Source organism: Pseudoxanthomonas wuyuanensis, from assembly GCF_900215535.1.
GTDB lineage: Bacteria > Pseudomonadota > Gammaproteobacteria > Xanthomonadales > Xanthomonadaceae > Pseudoxanthomonas_A > Pseudoxanthomonas_A wuyuanensis.
Genome location: NZ_OCND01000002.1, coordinates 582,607 through 599,603, shown reverse-complemented (window position 1 = coordinate 599,603; position 16,997 = coordinate 582,607). Strand labels below are relative to the sequence as shown.

Annotated in this window: 22 protein-coding genes; 18 read left to right on the top strand and 4 right to left on the bottom strand. The window is 63.1% G+C overall.

The features are described 5' to 3' along the window. The first annotated feature begins 149 nt into the window (after positions 1-149). From CRO39_RS20880 to CRO39_RS20470, 5 genes are all read left to right on the top strand, one after another. Complete coding sequence (locus tag CRO39_RS20880) at positions 150-920, top strand: hypothetical protein (RefSeq protein ID WP_162125862.1); 771 nt, start codon at positions 150-152, stop codon at positions 918-920. A 581-nt stretch (positions 921-1,501) separates the two neighbouring features. Beyond that, positions 1,502-2,350 carry a hypothetical protein gene (locus CRO39_RS20475; RefSeq protein ID WP_141400748.1) on the top strand — a complete coding sequence of 283 codons (849 nt, stop codon included), beginning with the start codon at positions 1,502-1,504 and terminating at the stop codon, positions 2,348-2,350. Positions 2,351-2,394: 44 nt separating this feature from the next. Next, positions 2,395-2,682 (top strand): hypothetical protein, encoded by a 288-nt coding sequence (locus CRO39_RS07750; RefSeq protein WP_097121283.1) that lies wholly within the window; start codon positions 2,395-2,397, stop codon positions 2,680-2,682. 485 nt (positions 2,683-3,167) lie between these two features. After that, the gene (locus CRO39_RS07745; protein WP_162125861.1) at positions 3,168-4,178 is read left to right on the top strand and encodes an SOS response-associated peptidase family protein; all 1,011 of its coding nucleotides are present in this window, start codon (positions 3,168-3,170) and stop codon (positions 4,176-4,178) included. A gap of 666 nt (positions 4,179-4,844) precedes the next feature. Next, positions 4,845-5,501 carry a hypothetical protein gene (locus CRO39_RS20470; RefSeq protein ID WP_141400747.1) on the top strand — a complete coding sequence of 219 codons (657 nt, stop codon included), beginning with the start codon at positions 4,845-4,847 and terminating at the stop codon, positions 5,499-5,501. 10 nt (positions 5,502-5,511) lie between these two features. Here CRO39_RS20470 and CRO39_RS07735 read toward each other — a convergent pair whose 3' ends face one another. Genes CRO39_RS07735 through CRO39_RS07720 form a run of 4 tightly spaced genes read right to left on the bottom strand, consistent with a single transcriptional unit; the run spans position 5,512 to position 9,221 of the window. After that, positions 5,512-6,222 carry a DNA-methyltransferase gene (locus tag CRO39_RS07735; RefSeq protein ID WP_097121280.1) on the bottom strand — a complete coding sequence of 237 codons (711 nt, stop codon included), beginning with the start codon at positions 6,220-6,222 and terminating at the stop codon, positions 5,512-5,514. Further along, positions 6,170-6,397, bottom strand: a complete 228-nt coding sequence (locus CRO39_RS07730) for a Com family DNA-binding transcriptional regulator (protein ID WP_097121279.1) — start codon at positions 6,395-6,397, stop codon at positions 6,170-6,172. The genes CRO39_RS07735 and CRO39_RS07730 overlap by 53 nt, the downstream gene beginning before the upstream one ends. Continuing rightward, positions 6,394-7,392, bottom strand: coding sequence for a phage portal protein (locus CRO39_RS07725; RefSeq protein ID WP_097121278.1), 999 nt, complete (start codon positions 7,390-7,392; stop codon positions 6,394-6,396). The genes CRO39_RS07730 and CRO39_RS07725 overlap by 4 nt, the downstream gene beginning before the upstream one ends. Next, a complete protein-coding gene (locus CRO39_RS07720) occupies positions 7,392-9,221 on the bottom strand; it encodes a terminase ATPase subunit family protein (RefSeq protein ID WP_097121277.1) in 1,830 nt (609 codons plus the stop codon). Before CRO39_RS07720 ends, CRO39_RS07725 begins: the two co-directional genes overlap by 1 nt. A 95-nt stretch (positions 9,222-9,316) precedes the next feature. On the opposite strand from CRO39_RS07720, the gene CRO39_RS07715 reads away from it, so the two are divergent. The 13 genes from CRO39_RS07715 (at position 9,317) to CRO39_RS07655 (ending at position 16,991) form a co-directional block, all read left to right on the top strand. Next, the gene (locus CRO39_RS07715) at positions 9,317-10,201 is read left to right on the top strand and encodes a GPO family capsid scaffolding protein (protein ID WP_097121276.1); all 885 of its coding nucleotides are present in this window, start codon (positions 9,317-9,319) and stop codon (positions 10,199-10,201) included. A gap of 54 nt (positions 10,202-10,255) precedes the next feature. Further along, on the top strand, positions 10,256-11,272 hold the full coding sequence (locus tag CRO39_RS07710) for a phage major capsid protein, P2 family (RefSeq protein WP_097121275.1): 1,017 nt from the start codon (positions 10,256-10,258) through the stop codon (positions 11,270-11,272). 6 nt (positions 11,273-11,278) lie between these two features. Continuing rightward, entirely contained in the window at positions 11,279-11,989 is a 711-nt protein-coding gene (gpM, locus tag CRO39_RS07705; protein ID WP_097121274.1) for a phage terminase small subunit, read from the top strand. A gap of 99 nt (positions 11,990-12,088) precedes the next feature. After that, the gene (locus tag CRO39_RS07700) at positions 12,089-12,553 is read left to right on the top strand and encodes a head completion/stabilization protein (protein ID WP_097121273.1); all 465 of its coding nucleotides are present in this window, start codon (positions 12,089-12,091) and stop codon (positions 12,551-12,553) included. Beyond that, positions 12,553-12,765: a tail protein X gene (locus CRO39_RS07695; RefSeq protein WP_097121272.1), complete on the top strand. Its 213-nt coding sequence runs from the start codon at positions 12,553-12,555 to the stop codon at positions 12,763-12,765. The genes CRO39_RS07700 and CRO39_RS07695 overlap by 1 nt, the downstream gene beginning before the upstream one ends. Before the next feature lie 3 nt (positions 12,766-12,768). Beyond that, positions 12,769-13,125, top strand: a complete 357-nt coding sequence (locus tag CRO39_RS07690; RefSeq protein WP_097121271.1) for a putative holin — start codon at positions 12,769-12,771, stop codon at positions 13,123-13,125. Continuing rightward, a complete protein-coding gene (locus CRO39_RS07685) occupies positions 13,118-13,393 on the top strand; it encodes a phage holin family protein (protein ID WP_097121270.1) in 276 nt (91 codons plus the stop codon). The genes CRO39_RS07690 and CRO39_RS07685 overlap by 8 nt, the downstream gene beginning before the upstream one ends. After that, complete coding sequence (locus CRO39_RS07680; protein ID WP_097121269.1) at positions 13,393-14,025, top strand: glycoside hydrolase family 19 protein; 633 nt, start codon at positions 13,393-13,395, stop codon at positions 14,023-14,025. Before CRO39_RS07685 ends, CRO39_RS07680 begins: the two co-directional genes overlap by 1 nt. Before the next feature lie 3 nt (positions 14,026-14,028). Further along, entirely contained in the window at positions 14,029-14,556 is a 528-nt protein-coding gene (locus tag CRO39_RS07675; protein WP_425479666.1) for a hypothetical protein, read from the top strand. Further along, positions 14,553-15,032 carry a phage tail protein gene (locus CRO39_RS07670; protein ID WP_097121268.1) on the top strand — a complete coding sequence of 160 codons (480 nt, stop codon included), beginning with the start codon at positions 14,553-14,555 and terminating at the stop codon, positions 15,030-15,032. Before CRO39_RS07675 ends, CRO39_RS07670 begins: the two co-directional genes overlap by 4 nt. Next, on the top strand, positions 15,025-15,477 hold the full coding sequence (locus tag CRO39_RS07665; protein ID WP_097121267.1) for a phage virion morphogenesis protein: 453 nt from the start codon (positions 15,025-15,027) through the stop codon (positions 15,475-15,477). The genes CRO39_RS07670 and CRO39_RS07665 overlap by 8 nt, the downstream gene beginning before the upstream one ends. Positions 15,478-15,559: 82 nt before the next feature. Beyond that, entirely contained in the window at positions 15,560-16,450 is an 891-nt protein-coding gene (locus tag CRO39_RS07660; protein WP_097121266.1) for a baseplate assembly protein, read from the top strand. Then, complete coding sequence (locus CRO39_RS07655) at positions 16,443-16,991, top strand: phage tail protein I (RefSeq protein WP_097121265.1); 549 nt, start codon at positions 16,443-16,445, stop codon at positions 16,989-16,991. Before CRO39_RS07660 ends, CRO39_RS07655 begins: the two co-directional genes overlap by 8 nt. The last annotated feature ends 6 nt before the right edge of the window (positions 16,992-16,997 follow it).

Below are 16,997 nucleotides of genomic sequence, written 5' to 3'. Positions count from 1 at the left end.
CCCTGCTGAATTACGGTGGTGCTGACACCGAGGCGTTATCGGGCGCGCACGCCGGGCTCTCGGCTCCTACGGTAGGGGAAACTCAAGACATAAGGCGTTAGATGGAAATTGCGACTCTTGCTGCGAGTTGTTGAGATTTGGAGACCAGAGTGGACAAATGCTGGGCAAACTCACTTGGCGGTTGTGACTCGATGTCGGGTGAGCACATCTTCAGTAACGCCATATTTAAAGCGGGCTGTTCCTGTCCAATTGTCATCGAGGGCGTACGGCGCGTTAGAGGTGGAGAGCCGACTCATGGTGCAGAGAAATCTAACATCCTCTGCCGGCATCACAACTCTCTGCTGAGTCCGCTCGATGCAACAGCGGGACAAATTGCAAAGTTTCAGGCAGCCGCGAACGACGAGAGCTTCAATGGTTCAATCAACATTGAAGGCGAGCTCTTTGAGCGTTGGCTGTTAAAAACTGTTACAAACGTCGCTGCTGCTGGGTGGACCGGCCCAAAAAAATGGCGCCCGTCCGCTGAGATTGTGCAAGCAATTTACGGATACACCAAAGTTCCAGAACGCCTTGGCCTATACAGCGTGGATGGTGTAGACCCGAACCATCGACCGTCAGGCGGGACAACGTTTACACCGCTCCATATGTCCACACCTCAAGGAATGATGCTAGCTGGCGCATACGTGACTATTCACGGTATGCCTTTGTTGGCGGCATTTCACACTCAGCTTGCCCAAAGCCTTGAGGCAGGAGCACTTCCTGGCATGTTGACTCACTTCTCAAGCGAAGGTCTTCGGCACCTACACCATCCAGGGGCTATTGTCATGTCACGGAAGCGTGGTAACCCGGTGATCATTGGTCTGAGCTGGAATGGACTCTTGCGGTATGCGGACGGCACTACCGCTGTTTTTCCTAGGCCATAGCTCACCGGGTTGCCACCTAACAATTCAAGCCGAAGCCGCTTCGCGAGTCGGCTCAATTCAGGCGATAGACCGCTATATGCATCCTCGTTATTTCATTACCAACCATCGGCTTGTGGCTGGCTCTCCAGAGGTGTCCACCTTCGCGTTTGGACGATTCGAGAGCACCGAGCAAGCTGAAGCGGTCGCGTGCAGCAAGTATGGCCAATACGGGTCAACTGTTTTAGCTGTTCGCCAAGAAACAAAAAGCGAGGCAATTGCCTACGTCGCGGGTCGATTCGTTATCCGCACGCTTCGGCTAGTCTTTGGAGCCAGTGTTGCGCTAGCAGCGTATATCTTCCTATGGGGCCCAAATCCCCGCCTAGGTACGGTGCCTTTCGGCCAAATGACTCTAGACATGCTCTTGGGCGGGCTAGTTCGCGGCGCCATGCTCTTAGTGGCAGCCTGGCTAGCATGGTATTCCGCATTCGGCGAGGGGCCTGATGCAAAGTACAAGTAGTGGTTGGCCGCAGAGGCCTAACTGTTCATTCGAGCCGAAGCCGCTTCGCGGCTCGGCCTAATTCAGGAGTTGGACCACACTAGCAATGAACTGGACATCCCTCATGCAATTTCTACAGCAGATCTGGGCAGTCCTCAGCGACTTCGCGAACTCGGCATTTGCGAGCGCTTCCCTGTCTGCTTTAGCTGGTGCCGGTCTGGGTGTATGGGGGGCACAGAGAGTTGCAGAGCGCGGAGCTAGAGGCAAGGAGCTTCTGGAAAGTTTGAGGCAGGCAAATGCGGTAATTGTTCTAGCAACAACAATCGCTAATCACGCTTTCGCACTCAAACGGCAACACATCTCACCGCTGTCTCAGCGGTACTTCAAAGATCGTGACATAGCCCTTGCCTACCACGCCAGCATTCTTAACGGTGGATCTCCGAAGCCAATTTCATTTCAAGCGGAAATGACGAAGATCACACCCGTGACGATACCGCTAGACGCACTTAAGAACTTGGTCTACTCCGCTCAACTAATGCCAGGCCGTGCGCTTGCTCTGGTCGCAATCGTTGAACAGTCCGTATGTGAGCTAACTAACGCCATAGAGATGAGGACAGAGCAAATAGACACGTTCCGTAGCGCAGCTTTGCCTGAGCACATCTTTTTCCAAGATTACTACGGCCTACAGCGTCGCGACGGCGACACAAACTCGATGTACCACGACTCCATGGTCTCAATCACACAGTACACCGATGACTTGGGATTTTTTTCCACTGAGTTGGCAGATGAGATGCAGACCCACGCTGGACTTGTGCGCGATAAGCTTCTCAAATTTCGGAAAGACGTTCCAAAAGTGAGTACGGTTGACTTTTCTCCGGCCCGTGAGTCTGGCCTTATCCCGCCTAGAGAAAACTACGAGTCGTGGCTATCTGGCTTCAAGAAGCAGGATCAGTAGCTGCGGCCTAACGCCTGAGTTAAGCCGCTCGGAGAGTGCATAGCATGCCCAAAGATCTGTCAGCCCAGGAAGCAGCGGGCATCATTGAGTCGGCGTTTGTTCCCCTTCGCTGTGTCGCGGAGCCTTGGGACAATGACTATCGGATTCGGTTCCGCATCTTCGACAGCAATGATAAGCCTATGCTTCGTATGGACGCGGTGCTACGTCCGACGTTCCAGGACGCAAAAAGCCTCGAGTTTTTGCTCAATCAGGTCCGTGGCCGCGTGGCTCGAAAAGGCATAGAGTTGGCGCCGTGGTCGCTGCCCAGCCGGCCCGATCCCGCGGCGGCCTAATGATTCAAGCCGACGGCGCTTCGCGGCGCGACTTATCCTTACGCAGCCCTTCCATTTCAGTAATCACCTGGTCCGCGTAGCGCCAAGTCCAGGCAGCCACGTAGCGAAGCGCTGTATCGCGGATTGAGAAGTCTCGATAGTGCCGCCCACCCTCTAACCAGCGATGGGCTCCGATTACGGTTATGACCCGACCCTCTAAGGGTTGAACGGTAGCCACTGCCGAACCTTGGCCGTCCACCACGATGTTGCGGCCCGCTGGCATAGGCCGGCGGTGTTGCTTCACATGCGGCAACTGCCAGCTAAAGCGCTCGGGCAGCATCGGCAGGTCTGCAGCATCGGGCGGAACGAGGCCAGGATGCTGAGACGGACGTTCACGTCCTTTTGGGGAGGGTTGGACCTTTTGCATATCAGCCGGAATCGTACGCCGCCGCGTCACACATGGTGAGACCGTCCGGCGTATATTCCGCCTCATGTGCTACTCCGCCATGATTCAAGCCGACTACGACCGGTTCTGCCGCCTGCACGGAGCCATCATGAGCTTGGAGGACTTCGCGGCGAACGTCTGGGACGCGCCCAACCGCGAGCGAAAGCGGAAGGACCGCCGGCGTATGCCGAAAGCGATCGAGGATTGGTTCCTGCGACCGCAGCGTGAGAGCTTAGGGCAGGAGATTGGCGAGGCCATACGCGAGGCGCGGGCTCAGGAGCAGGCCGAATTAGCCAGCGACCTGGTCGACCAGGTCGAGCGCAAAGCGCTCAACGAGGCGAAGCTGGCCACTAAGCCGACCAAGACCGCGGCGGAAGAGGTGCGCAAGGCCAGCAATAAGATCACTCAGCTGGAGCGGCGCATTGCCGATGCAGAACGCGTGCAGCTGCTGCCGCGCGACTACCGATTCTTCCCGCAGTGGTGGCTCCCCGTGTTGGTGATGGAGGGCGGCCAGCTGGTGCTCAAGCCGATGCGCTACATGCTACGCAAGCCCGGTTCGCCGGCATCATCGGACTGGATCGAGGCCAAGGCCCTGGCCAATGGCAAGAAGACCCCGCGCCGGCTCAGCGGCACATATAACGCCCGCCGCGACAACCTCACACGCTGGTGGCAAGACCAGTTCGGCCACAAGCACGGCGTGGTGCTGATTGACAGCTTTTTCGAGAATGTTTCACTGCATAAGGTGGAGGGCCGGGAGCTGGCACCAGGCGAGCCCGACGTTGGCGTGGAGGTCCAGTTCACTCCCGAGCCACGCGAACCGATGCTGATAGCGTGCATCTGGGACCACTGGGAGGGGGCGGAAGAAGATCCGTTCGACAGCTTCGCCTTCATCACCGATGACCCGCCGCCGGAAGTCGCCGCCGCTGGCCACGACCGTATCCCGATCCGCTTGCAGCTCGACAACCTCATGCCATGGCTGACGCCGCAGGGCCGCACGGTCAAGGAGCTGCAAGCAATTCTGGACAGCCGGCCCGAAGCATTCTATTGCCATGAGATCTCGCGGGCAGCCTAATCCCGCAGGGTGGCCTTGGGCAGCGCCAGCGCCGACTTCGCTGGTCTGCATACAGGAGAGTCAGCGAGGGCCAACCGCCATGCCTTTAGGCCGAAATTTTGGGATGCCCATCGGAGACGGGTAACAAAGGTAATCAGGAAATCTAACTTGCACTTTTAGCCATAAATTCAATAGGTTAGATGAGTAATTAGAAGGTAATAAAAGGGTAATTTCTTGGTTACCAGATTACCTTTTGGGGAGGTAACCTTTTCCCAGAATCGAGCCCTTACGAATCAACAACATAACCTCGTGCCACCTCCGGGGTTACCTCTGATTACCTCTACGGGTTACCTCCTCTTTTGCCGTTAATTCAATGACTTAGCTACTTTTGGCCGGTGGCGATTACCAGTTACCTCCTTCCGATGGGCATCCAAAAAATCCGGGCCAGACCCGCGGGCGCTGATGGACCGTCAGAACGCATCCGAAAGTGCCCCTTTCGTGCGGGGTTCCGCAGGCTTGCGCGCAGCTCAAGGTGGCCCGCATGGGCGCGCTCTGGCACAGGCGAGCGCATGCCGCAGGGGTGCAGAAAAACCCGGCCACATAGCCCGCAGGCGTGGCGGGGCGACGACTGCGCGCGCCAGGAGCTAGAGTGACCACTAGCCTCTTTGAACGCTAAGGAATTGTTAAATGGACTGGGATGGTGCAAGACGTTTCTTCACCGCAGTGATGGGCAGTTCTGCACTGTGGGGCTTCCTGGGAGTGCTGACGGGCGGCGCGCTGACATGGTGGCAGGCGTCGCGAACTCGCGAGGCGGAACAACATCAGGATCGACAGTACGCGGCAGCGGCCTTGTCAGCCCGCCTGCAGCGCTTTGTATTGGCGTGCGCTGATGCTGCATTCGATGATGGAACGGTGTATGGACGTCCTGCCAGTGAAGACTCTTATTCGCCTCAAACCCCGACGCCGGAATTGACCTACGCCGGCATCGACATCCAGTGGCGTTCCCTACCGGCAGCGGTTGTGGACGACGCGTTCAGATTCGAAATTCGGGTGAGCGACGTTGCGACGACACTGCATGGGATCAACGAGTACGACACCCCGCCGTACGATTTGTACATGTTCGAGCGCAGGAAGCTCTACGCGACCTTAGGCATCGAAGCAGAGGAACTAGATGCTCAGATTCGCGCGGCAGTGAAGATGCCTGGGCGCAAGTCGCCCGGCTCGACATGGTCGAGGTTGAAGGCTGAATTGCATTCCCTTGAGCTAAAGGAGCAGAAGAGAAACAGCAGCCTTGATATAAATCTGCAGCAAGAGGCAGGGAGTCGCCCTTCAGCGACTCCCTAGCAATAGCTGGTTAGAGGGCAGCCAAGCGCTGGCCCGCCACTTCGACATAGTGGTCCGTCATCTCGCATCCAAGCCAGCTGTAGCCCTCCAACTGCGCAGCCACCAGCGTGGTACCGGATCCGGCGAACGGATCGAGGACTCGCCCGCCCTCCTCGCAGATCCGCACCAGTTGCCGCATGAGCGCGGTCGGCTTGCCGGTCATGTGCAGCTTGTCCGCCTTGCGCACGGGTTCACGGATGACGCCGGGCAACACGGGGGCGCGACGCTGCAGGGGCATGCTGCCCTTGCTTCCCCACACCACGTATTCGGCCTGGTTGCGGAATCGCCCGAGTTGCGGCCGCACGCCTTCGGTCTTGTCCCACACGGTGATGCCGCGCCAGGTGAAGCCAGCGCATTGCAGCGCGTCCGTGGTGAGCGGCAACTGGCGCCAGTCGGTGAACAAGCACACTGGCGCCCCTTCCTTGAGCAGACGGGCGCACTCGCTGAGCCACATCACCATCCAACGCAGGTGTGAGCGCTGGTCGCGTTCGTCGCCGGCAAAGTCAGCGTGCAGCGCGCTCTTACCGCCCTGTACGTACTTTTCTGACGGTGGCTTCTGGCGAGCCCCAGCGGTAAGCCCTCCGCTGGCATACGGCGGGTCGGTGATCAGTGCATCGAAAGAGCAGGCCTCAAGGGTCGGCAACAAGGTCAGGGCGTCGCCCTTCAACAGCTGGTTTTTCATTGGTAGAACCTTCGGTAAATCGCTCGCGGCGATCTGTCGGGAGGCTCTGGGCCTTCAAGTGATTGAGCGTGCCGCAGCGCGGGCACTTGATCTGAATCTCGTCATAGCCCTTGGCCCGGGCCAACAGCCGCGCGCACTCGCCACAACGCAGGTTGGACAGGCCGCCGGCGATCATTGCGCCACCTGTGCCAGTTCGAAGGCATCGAAGCGGATCACGTCGTGACCTACCCATTCGTTCAAGCGTTCTAGTCGCCGCTGGATGGCCGCCAGCTCGTTGAAGGCCCAAATGCTGGCCGCCTCACGGATGGAGCCGAAGCCGCCGGCATTCTGCGGCACGATGCCCAGCAACTGGGGCGGGATACGGAGTGATGCCAGCACGTCGTCACGCGTCACGCCTTTGATGCCGGTGAACTCGTCGCGCGCGGCCACTTCGCTGACCGGGATCAGTTGCATGCCATCTTTCTTGCCGTTTGGCGAGTGGAGGAACAGGTTGCGGAAGTTACCCGGCCCGCGCGCACCTTTCAGTGCCGTGCGCAGCGCGTTCACGTCGTCGTCGTTCACGCCCGGATCGTTCAGATACAGGATGAAGCCGGCGTGCGAACCGTTGTTGTAATACTTCCGGCGGAACAGCGTGGCCGACTCATTCAGCAGTGCGGACTGCAGCGCGGCCAGCCATTCGGGCAGGCCGTATATTTCCTGGTCAACGTCGGCTTCCCGCACCTGAAACACCGTCCCCGGCTCAAACGCGTGCACGTCTTTCCAGCTGCGCACCTGAAAGAACGTACCCGGCTCCACGCCGCGCCGCATGTACTTGGCCAGCGTTGGTCGCAGCACCATGGCGCTGCCGAGCATGGAATTGCGCCGCTCCAGGTAGGCCATCCCGAACGTGACCCAATCCGTGGCGAACTGCTCGAAAGCCTCGGCGGTCAGCAGGCGGTGGGGCCGGAACGTGCGCGCCAGCATGTTGACCTTGAAGCGCAGTCCCGACTGCAGGTAGACGTTGGCGCGCGTGGTCTTGGACAGGCCATCCAGCGACACCGGTGGCTCGTACCAGCGACCGTTCTGCCAGCATTCCAGGTACTCAAGGATGCCGCGCGACTCCAGTACGGGCGTCGGTTCGCCGAAGGTGAAGGCTTCCACCCGCCCCAGCGGGGTGACGGTCTCGGTCATTATGCGTAGATCTCCAAGGTGCTGCCGCTGGACTTGGCGTGCGGGCCTTCCAGCGGTTCGTTGTGCAGCGCATGCAGCAATGCCCATGCGAGGTCGGCATGGCCGGTCTCTTCGGTCCGGTTGGCCTTGTAGGTCATCTGGCGGCCACCGGCCGTCATCGTCTTCTTGATCGCCATCAGCGACTGCGTGAGATCGGTCCAGCCGGCGTCGTATTCCAGCCGGCCACTCATGATCACGTCATAGGCTTTCAGCACCAGCCGCGTCTTGACCTCGGGCGAGTAGCTGAAGGTGACCAGGTTAGGGAAGAACGTGCGCACAATCTGCGCCACGCCGGTGCCCATACCGGTGGTGTCGATGCCGATATAGGTCACCCAGTAGCGCTCGGTCACCCTACGAATGAACTCGGCCTGCGCGGCAAAGTCGCCACCCTTGAACTTGTGGCGCTCCAGCACGCGGAAGGTGCCACCCGGATTGCGCGGCGGCGCGATGACCACCAGGCCAGCGCTGTCACCGGTCTCCGCCGGGTCATAGCCCACCCACACCGGCCAGTCGCCGTAGGGGCGCTGCGCGAAGGGCTTGAACTCGCCCGCCCACGCGACCCAGCTGTCCACGCCGCAGCCCTCCAGCAGCGAGAGCGGGAACACACTGGCACTGTCGTCGACGAACTCGCACATCAGCAAGTTGGCGAACGCGTCCGGGCTGTACTCCTCGCGCAGCTCGGCAATGTCGAACAGATCGCAGCCGCGGCGCGCGGCATCCATGATGTTGACGATTTGGCGCCACACCCGGTCCTCGCACGCGCGACCGCGCTGCAGCGCGTCGTGCGAAACATCGATCGACACGCGTTGGTCGGCCGGCTTGCCCCGGTTGCGGCGCTCGCCGGTCCAGAACGAATAGGCCTGGTGCGCCATGCTGGATGGCGTGGAGAAGTAGGTCTTGCGCCACTTCTTGTGCATCGCCATGCCGCTGGCGACTTTGTTCAGCTCGTCAAAGCCGTAGGTCCAGAAGAACTCGTCGAAGTAGAAATTGCCGTGGTAGCCCTGCGCCGTGCGGGCGTTGGTGCCCAGGAAGAACAGCTCGGCGCCGTTGGGAATCACGATGCTGTCGCCACCGCTCAGATCCTTGTCCAACACCTCGCGGACGAACGACTGCATGTAGCCCCGGAACAGGAACGCCTGCGCCTTCGAGGCACTCAGGAAGATCTGATTGCGCCCGGTCTTCAGCGCGTCGATCAGCGCCTCGCGGGCGAAGTAGAACGTGGCGCCAATCTGGCGGGACTTGAGGATGGCGCGCGTGCGCAGGGTGCTGGCCTTGTACCAGTCGCGCTGATAGTCGAAGCACCCATCCAGGAAGGCCTGCTCCAGCCGCTCGATTTCGTCCTCGGTGAACTCGTTCTTGCGGGGCTTCTTCTTGGGGCCGGCGTTGCGATTGGCGATGGCCGGGTTCAGGTCCGTCTCGGTACCACCGCCCTGGTAACGCTGGATCCGCGCCTGCCGCTCCAGTTGCCGGTGCAGCAGGTCGATTTCCTTGAAGTCGCCGCCGCTTTTCTGGTCCTTGAGAATCAGCGTGACCAGCCGCTGCTCCAAGGCACCGCCAATGCGTTCCACATTGTCGGCACGGTCCCACTCGTCACGGGACTTCCAACTGTGTATGGTCTTTTCGTTTTCCCCGGTGGCCTCGGCGATCTCACAGACACGCCAGCCCATCCAATACAGGAACTTAGCCTGTCGGCGGGTATCCATCGGGAGTTGAGCGACCGCGCTATTCACCCCGATAGCGTGACGGCCGCCCTTCACTCCTGACACCCGCCGCCCGCGTATCGCAGGCATTTACATGCTGGCTGCATTGCCGCGGCTTTCCGCGCTGCCGACCATGGCGTATCGCATCCAATCGCGATGCAGCCACCAGTCGAGCAGAGGACAGCATGTCGGCCCAGCCCAAGAAGTTCCGTTCCAAGTTCTTCCGCGTTGCCGTGGAAGGCGACTCCACCGACGGCCGCGTGATTGAGCGCTCGTGGCTGAGTGACATCGCGGCGACCTACAACCCGTCCACCTATGGCGCACGCATCTGGATGGAGCACATCCGCAGCATGCTGCCGGATAGCCCGTTCCGGGCTTACGGCGATGTTCTGGCGGTGAAGACGGAAGAAGTCACCGTCAACGGCGAGAAGAAGCTCGCCCTGTTCGCTCAGATCGAGCCGACCGATGACCTGGTGAAGATGGTCAATGTCAGCAAGCAGAAGGTTTACACCAGCATCGAGATCGGCCCGAAGTTTGCCGGCACGGAAAAACCCTATCTTGTGGGTCTGGGCGTCACCGACTCGCCCGCCAGCCTCGGCACCGAGCGCCTCGCGTTCGCGGCCAAGCACCCCGAAGCCAATCTATTCGGCGAGCGCAAACAGCACGCGGACAACCTGTTCAGTGCGGCCAGTGAGGTGGCGCTGGAGTTCGAGGAAGTCACGTCCGAACCCTCCGCTTTGGATCGGCTTTTCTCGGCGCTGGGCGCCATCGCTGAGCGGTTGAACGGCAGCGCCAAGCCCGAATCCAAACCCGACCCGAAGCCAACGGACGCCGCCGACTTCTCCAGCCTGGCAACGGCGCTGACCGGCATCGCGGACCACCTCAAGACGCAGGGCGACCAGTTCGCTCAGCTGCAACGCGACGCCAGCGAACAGCGCAATCAGCTGCAGGCGCTGCAGGCCAACTACAGCGCCTTGCACACGCAACTGTCGGGCACGCCGTCGGGCACCCAGCCCACGCGCCCGCCGGTGACCGGCCAGCAGGGCAACGCTGCGCTCACCGATTGCTGATTCGTCCCGCCACCGACCTTCGCCCCTTTACGTTTTCCCGGAGACCACACCGCCATGCGCAACAACACTCGCCGCCTGTTCAACGCCTACCTGGCGCAGGTCGCCCAGCTCAACCAAGTCGATTCGGCCACCGTCGTGTTCAACGTCGATCCCGTCGTGCAGCAGAAGCTGGAACAGCGCACGCAGGAATCCAGCGAGTTCCTGAATCGGATCCAGATCATCGGCGTCGAGGAACTCAAGGGCGACAAGGTCGGCATCGGCGTCGCCGGCACCATCGCCGGCCGCACCGACACGACCGGCGCCGCGGTTCGCCAACCGCGCGACGTGGGTCAGACCGATAGCACCGGTTACGAGTGCAAACAGACCGACTTCGACACCGGGCTCAAATATTCGCTGCTCGATGCCTGGGCGCACCGACCCGAGTTCCAGACCATCCTGCGCGATGCCATCGTCAAGCGCCAGGCGTTGGATCGCCTGCTGATCGGTTTCCATGGCACCTCGGCGGCGGCCACGACCAATCGCGAAGCCAACCCGATGCTGGAAGACGTGAACATCGGCTGGCTGCAGAAGTACCGGTCCGACGCCCCGGCCCGCGTGCTGGACACCGGCAAGACGGCCGACAAAGTCATCATCGGTCCGAGCGCGGGGGCGGACTATAAGAACCTGGACGCGCTGGTGTACGACGCGGTGAGCAACCTGATCGACCCGTGGCACCGCCGCGATCCGGGCTTGGTGGTGGTGGTCGGCCGCAGCTTGCTGCACGACAAGTATTTCCCGCTGGTGAATCAAGACCAGCCGTCCACCGAGAAGCTGGCCACCGACGTGATCCTGTCGCAGCGCCGGCTCGGCGGCCTGCAGGCGGCCGAGGTGCCGTACTGCCCCGACAACGCGATCCTCATCACCTCGCTGGGCAACCTGTCGCTGTACTGGCAGATCGGCGGCCGCCGCCGCCACGTCAAAGAGGAACCGGAGAAGAACCGCGTGGCCAACTACGAGTCGTCCAACGACGCCTACGTGGTCGAGGACTATGGCCTGGGCTGCGTGATCGAGAACATCGAGATCGAGGCCTAACCCCTCATGGCCGACAGTCCCGCAAAACGGCACCGCACCCGCATCCTCGCGGCAGCGGAAGCCTTGAGGCAGCAAGCCGGCGCCCTGCGCGCCGGCGGCACCGAGTTCGAGCGGCACATGATGTTGCTGCAAGAACACCGCCTGCGTCTAAAGCAGATCCAGTCGGAGGAAGGCAAGGCCGAGTTCAAGCGCGACGCGCTGCACGAGTACAACGCCTACATCGAAGGCGTGCTGGCGGCCGATGCTGGCAGCCAGGACGAAGTGGTCACCACCGTGATGGTCTGGTGCATCGACGCGGGCCTGTACCAGCCGGCGCTGGATCTGGCCGACTACGTGCTGCGCCACCGGCTGGAAATGCCCGACCGCTTCAAGCGCACCACCGGCTGCCTGATTGCCGAGGAGATCGCCGAGGCGGCGCTCCAGACTCAGGACGGCGATTTCGATCCGGCGGTGATCGCGCGCGCCACGGCGCTGACCGCCGAGCAGGACATGCCCGACCAGGTGCGCGCCAAGCTCTACCTGGCCGCTGGCCGCGCCGTCCTGCGCAACGTGAGCGATGACACTCCTCTCTCCGGCGGCGCCCTGAGGCAGTGCGTGGCCGACCTGAAACGCGCCATCGAACTGCATGGCGCCTGCGGGGGCAAGAAGGATTTGGAGCGCGCCGAGCGCCTGCTGAAGAAACACGCCGCTGCCAGCGAGACCGGCACCCGCGGCTAACCGAGCGTCCCCGCGACCCCGCCGGCTCGGGGCTGATCCGCAACGTCATCTCTCCCGTTGCGGTGAAGCCCCGACCACCGGCGATTTATTCGAGGCTCCATGAGCGGATTCATTGCCAACGGCACCACCGCGCCGGCCACCGACATTGCCAACGGTCCCTTCTGGCCGCCGGTGAAGCCGGACGAGATCCGGGCGCGTATGCGGCTGGACGGCGCCATCGCCGCCGAGCGCCTGCGCGCGGCGGTCGTGGCGGCGATGATGATGGTCAATGATGACCTGGCCGACTGGCGCGCAACGCAGCACGCGGCCGGCTACGGCACGTTGGCCGACGTGCCCACGGAAGCCGTCGATGGCACCTCGCGCCTGGTGCAGCTGTACCAGCGCGCTATCGCCTGCTGCGCGGCGGCCGAACTGACCGAACGCTACCGCTCCTTTGATGCCAGCGACAGCGCCAACCAGCGCGCCGATGACTTGACGCCCTCCATTGATGAGCTGCGCCGCGACCAGCGCTGGGCCATCCGCGACCTGAAAGGCCAGTCGCGCGTCACCGTGGAGCTGATCTGATGCGCGTCCACGCCATGCAGGGCGACACGCTGGACCTGCTGTGCTACCGCCACCTCGGCGCGACCGCGGGCGTCGTGGAGAAGGCGTTGGAACTCAACCCCGGCCTGGCCGATTTCGGTGCAGTGCTACCGCACGGCACTGCCATCGTGCTGCCCGACCTCACCACCGCCCAGACGCCCGCCACGCGGGCGCTGGTCCAGCTATGGGACTGACCAATGGCCGAACCCACCTCCACCTCCTCTATCGCGGTGCTGGCCACCGGTATCGGTCTGGCGGCGTTGCTGCCGGGCATCGACGGCGACGCGCTGGTAGGCGCCTTCGCGGGCGGCACCTTGTTCGTCGTCTCGGCGCCGTCGCTGGGGATCTGGCTGCGCGTCATCTACCTGCTGGTGAGCGTCATCGCGGGCTACCTGGCCACGCCGGATCTGCTTCGGTTCGTGCCGCTCAAGTCGTCCGGATTGGCGGCGTTCTTCGCGTCGGCCGCCATCATCACCATCACGCTGGCGGTGATCGAGAAATGCAAGTCGCTCGATTTCAGCTGGATACGTCGCGGAGGCCCGCCCCGTGCCTGACCTCGTCACCTTCCTCACCTTCGCCGCCTGCAGCGCCATCTGCGGCCGCCTCATGACCTACCGTCGCGCGCCGGGCACGCGCTACCGCATCGGCGTGAGCGTGTGCGCCTGGGGGCTGGTCGCCTGCACGGGTGGCCAAGCGCTGCAGATCTTGCTGATCGGGGCGCGCTCGCACCCCAGCGGGTGGCAACTGGGCGTGCTGCTGGTGCTGGCCGTCCTGTCCTTTCGCGCCCGAGGCAACGTGGCGCGCATCCTCAAGGTCGATTGATGATTACCGCTCCCCTACTCGCTCACATCATGCAGTGCCCACCCGTGCGTGCCGAACGGTGGAACACCGCGCTGGCCGCCGCCATGCGCGAGTTCGGCATCAACAGCAAGCGCCGCGCGGCGCACTTCTACGCGCAGACTGGCCACGAGAGCCTGAGCCTGTCCAAGATCGAGGAAGGGCTGAACTACTCCCAGCCGCGCCTGCTGGAAGTGTTCGGCCAGCGCATCACCCCAGCGGAGGCGCCGAAGTACACGCGCAACCCGCAGGCGCTGGCGAATTTCGTCTACGCCAACCGCGAAGGCAACGGCAACGTGGCCAGCGGCGACGGATGGCGCTATCGCGGGCGAGGCCCCATACAGATCAGCCTGAAGAACCAATACATCGCCATCGGCAAGATGCTGGACCTGCCGCTGGCCGAGCAACCGGATTTGCTGTTCGAGATCACCACCGGCGCCCGTGCTGCGGCAGCGTACTGGAAGCTCAACGGGCTGAACGCACTGGCCGATGCCAACGATACGGTGGGCCTGTCCAAGAAGATCAACCTGGGCAACGCGCGCTCCAAGCGCACACCCGAAGGCCTGTCCGACCGCATCACCCGCACCAACCGCGCCCTCGCCCTGTTGGCAGCCTGACCCATGCCCTCCCCCCGCGCCATCGTGACGCTGCTGATCCTTGCCCTGATCGCTGCCCTGGTCGGCGGCGGCGTCTGGCAGCAGCACCGCATCGACGCCGCCCAGCAGGCTACGCGCGAGGCGCTGGCGCGCGTCAAGGCCGTCGAGGGCGAGCGGGACACCGCGCAGGAGGAAACGCGCCTGGCACGCGCCAACGTGCGTGTGGTGACCCAGTACGTCGACCGCGTGCAGACCGTCTACGTCCAAGGCAAGACCATCACGAAGGAGATTCCCGTCTATGTCACCCCGGAAGCTGACGCCGCTTGCGTTATTCCTGTTGGCTTCGTGCGCATCCACAACGCCGCCGCCGCCAACACCGCCGCGGAACCCTCCACCGGAGATCCTGATGCGCCCGCCCCCGGCCTTACGCTCTCTGCCATCGCCGAAACCGTCGCCGACAACTACACCCAGTACCACGCCCTCGGCGAACAGGTAATCGGCCTGCAGGACTACATCCGCGCGTCCTGCCCGGCGGCGCAGGCCGCACCATGAACAAACCGCAGTCCCTGCGCGACCACCTGAGCGCGGCCGTCGAAGACTTGCGCCGGGATCCGGAGCGCCTGCTGGTGTTCATCGAAGGCGGCAGCGTGGTGTCCACGCTGGCACCGGGCGCGTCGTTCGAGTACCGGTACACGCTCAAGCTGGTGGTGACCGATTTTGGCGGGCACCCCGATGCGCTGATGGTGCCGCTGCTGGACTGGGTCCGCGCCCACCAGTCCGAACTGTTGGCCAACGACCGCCTGCGCGAACAAATCCGCTTCGAGGCCGAGGTGCTGGCCAACGACAAGGTGGATGTGGAACTCACCCTGCCGCTGACCGAGCGGGTGGGCGTGCACCGCCACGCAGACGGTCGCGTGGAGGTGGAACACTTTCCCGAACCGCTGATCGACGGGCCGCTGCCCGCGCGGCACTGGCAGCTATACGTGATGGGCGAACTGGCCGCCGAGTGGGACGCACCGGGTGGATGAACTGCAGCAGTTGGAAGACTGGCTGGCGCCGCTGTTGGCCGACATGGCGCCGGCGGCACGTTCGCGGCTCGCCCGCCGCATCGGCACCGCCCTGCGGCAACACGAGAGCAAGCGCATCGCGCGCCAGGCCAACCCGGACGGTTCGCCCTATGTGCCGCGCAAGGTACCGCTGCGCGCGCGTACCGGCCGCATCAAGCGGGGCGTGATGTTCGCCAAGTTGCGGCAGGCCCGCCACCTCAAGGTGCGCGCCAACCCGAACGAGGTCACGGTCGGGTTCCTCGGCCGGGTGGCGCATATCGCCCGCGTGCATCAAGAGGGCCGCATGGACAGCGTGCGACCGGGTGGCCCGCGCGTGCGCTATGAGCAACGCAAGCTGCTGGGTTTCTCGCCTCACAGCCGCGAGCTGATCCGCGACCTGTTGCTGGATCACTTCGGCGACGTGTAACCCCGGCGCGCACACGCGACCCGAATGGTCGGCGCATCGCGCGCGCAAGACCCTACTCCGGTCCCCTTCCGTTACGGCCGGCATGTCCACCTTCACCGCTGTTGATCTCTCGCGCCTGCCTGCGCCCGAAGTCGTCGAGACCTTGGACTTCGAGGTCATCTTCGCGCAGATGCTGGCCCACCTGCGTCTTCTGGATCCGCAGTTCGATGCCCTGGCCGAATCCGATCCCACCTACAAGCTGCTGCAGGTGGCGGCCTACCGTGAAATGAACGTGCGCCAGCGCGCCAACGACAGCGTCCGTGCGGTGATGCTGGCCTACGCCAAAGGCGCGGATCTCGACCATCTGGGCGCTCTGCTGGGCGTGCAGCGCCACCAGTTGGATGCCGGCGACCCGTCGCAAAGCATTCCGCCCACCTACGAGAGCGACACCGACTTCCGCCGGCGAATCCAGCTGGCGCCGGAGGGCTTCTCTGTCGCCGGACCGGAAGGCGCCTACATCTTCCACGCCTTGAACTCGCATTCCGACGTGCTGGATGCCAGCGCCACCAGCCCGAGTCCCGGCGAGGTCATCGTCACGGTGTTGTCGCGACAAGGCGACGGAAGCGCCGCGCCCGCACTGATTGAGACGGTAGCCGGAGCGCTGGTGGATGACGCCGTGCGCCCGCTCACCGATCACGTCACCGTGCAAGGCGCGGAGGTGGTGAACTACCAGATCGTGGCGCGCGTATACACCTACGCCGGCCCGGACTCGGCGCTGGTGCTGGCCGAGTCCATGCGGCGCCTGGAGGCGTACATCGCCGGATCGCACCGATTGGGCCGTGACGTACCCCTGTCGGGCATCTACTCCGTCCTGCACTCCGAAGGCGTGCAGCGCGTGGAGATCGACCTGCCCGCCGCCGATGTGGTGGTCGACCGCACGCAGGCCACCTGGTGCACGTTGATCGACGTGGCGCATGGCGGCGTGGATGAATAGCCTGCTGCCGCCCAATGCGTCGAAAGCTGAGCGGGCCATCGAGCAAGCGATGGCGCGTCTTGCGGATGTCCCCATGCGTCATCGACACGTGTGGAATCCCGACGAATGCCCCATCGAACTGCTGCCCTGGCTGGCGTGGGCGTTGTCGATCGATGCTTGGCGCAGCAGCTGGCCGGAACACATCAAGCGCTCCCGCGTGCGCAACGCCATTGAGATTCAGAGACGCAAAGGCACCGCCGAGAGTGTGCGTCAGGTCGTGGCGGCCTTCGGCGGCGCGGTGCAACTGCGTGAGTGGTGGCAGCTGGAACCGCCCGGGCCGCCGCACACGTTCGAAATGGTCCTCACCCTGCAGGGCGAAGGCGGCGAGACCGCCACCGCCCAGTACGTCGAGGACGTTATTGCCGAAGTCGAGCGGACCAAACCGGTCCGCTCCCATTTCACTTTCACCCAAGGCCTGCAGGGCATCGGTGGCATCGGCGTGGGCGGTGCAGCCCGCGCGGCGGTGTATCGCCGGTTCTACCTGCAGGCCTTCGACGCCTAGGAGTAC